The organism is Photorhabdus cinerea, from assembly GCF_011189575.1.
In the GTDB taxonomy this organism is placed as follows: Bacteria; Pseudomonadota; Gammaproteobacteria; order Enterobacterales; family Enterobacteriaceae; genus Photorhabdus; species Photorhabdus cinerea.
In genome coordinates, this window is sequence record NZ_PUJW01000105.1 from 1 (window position 1) to 1226 (window position 1226).

3 protein-coding genes are annotated in these 1226 nt (G+C 46.9%); all 3 read left to right on the forward strand.

What is annotated here, in order from left to right; translation table 11 throughout:
* Positions 1-110: 110 nt before the first annotated feature.
* On the forward strand, positions 111-437 hold the full coding sequence (locus C5469_RS22750) for a phage holin, lambda family (protein ID WP_207629307.1): 327 nt from the start codon (positions 111-113) through the stop codon (positions 435-437).
* A complete protein-coding gene (locus C5469_RS22755; RefSeq protein ID WP_166310960.1) occupies positions 424-849 on the forward strand; it encodes a lysozyme in 426 nt (141 codons plus the stop codon). Before C5469_RS22750 ends, C5469_RS22755 begins: the two co-directional genes overlap by 14 nt.
* The coding region (locus C5469_RS22760) for a lysis protein (RefSeq protein ID WP_166310962.1) at positions 846-1226 on the forward strand (381 nt) is incomplete at its 3' end. The genes C5469_RS22755 and C5469_RS22760, both read left to right, overlap by 4 nt.

The following is a 1226-nucleotide window of genomic DNA, read 5'->3' on the forward strand; positions in this document are numbered from 1 at the left end:
CAACTGAAAACTGTAGAAAGTTAATAGACCTGCTTTCACAGTAAATTTTTTCTCACACCCGACATCTGCCGGGGACTAATTCCCCGGCCGGGGGTGGAAATATGAAACTCATGGACAAGCAGCCTGATATATGGATGCAGCTATGGTTGTGGCTGCTGTCAGTCAAAGAACAGGGTTTAGGGGCGATACTATCGGGAACAATGGCTTGTCTCCGTGGTCGTTATAACGGCGGGGGATGGCTGCGTGTCTCTATTGATGCCTTTATGTGTGCCATGTTCGCCTGGTTCATTCGTGACATTTTAAATCTTTTTGGTCTGAATCCTGACTTAGCCTACATCGGCAGTGTTGTGATTGGCTATCTGGGTACTGATTTTATCGGTCAATTACTTCGTAGATCAGCAGAGAAAAGAGCGGGGGTATCTGATGCAAATCAGTGAACAGGGTTTAAAGAAGCTGAAAGGCTACGAGGGATGTAGTCTGACTGCGTATCTTTGTCCGGCGCGAATATGGACGATTGGTTATGGTCATACTCACGGAGTAAAGCCAGGTGATGTTATTGCTGATGAGCAAGCAACGCAGTTCTTACTAGAAGACCTAGCCCCGGTTTATCTCACGATTAAATCAAACGTCAAAGTGTCGCTGACTCAGGGCCAGTTTGATGCACTTTGTTCATTTATCTTCAATTGTGGTACTGGCGCTTTCGTCCGCTCAACATTGCTTAAGAAACTCAATGCTGGTGATTATCGCGGAGCGGCTGACGAGTTCATGAGATGGAACATGGCTGGTGGGCGTGTATTGCCGGGCCTAGATGTTCGCAGGGCATCTGAAAAAACGATGTTTTTATCATGAAATTCAACACTCATTACTACACGATACTCGCATTAATCATTATTTCACTGACAGCTTATTACTATCACTCTGAGTTACAGAGAGAGCAACGCGTTACAAAGCAGCAGCAAGAAGATATTCAGCAACTGACTGACACTATCAACTATCAGAACTCACACATCACGATGTTGAACGAATTGGATGTGAAGCACACAAAGGAGCTTGCCAATGCCAAATCTGAAATCGACGTTCTTCGCAATGATGTTGCCGTTGGTCGTCGCCGGTTGCGTATCGCGGCAACCTGTAGTCAGGGCGAAGCCGGTTCCCCCTCCGGCGTGGTTAATGCAGCCAGCCCCAGATTGGAAGACCCCGCTATCAGGGATTATTTCACTCTCACC

Coding starts and splice junctions, on each gene's coding strand:
- C5469_RS22750 (WP_207629307.1), top strand. CDS start 111: ATGGACAAGCAGCCTGATATATGGATGCAGCTATGGTTGTGGCTGCTG.
- C5469_RS22755 (WP_166310960.1), top strand. CDS start 424: ATGCAAATCAGTGAACAGGGTTTAAAGAAGCTGAAAGGCTACGAGGGA.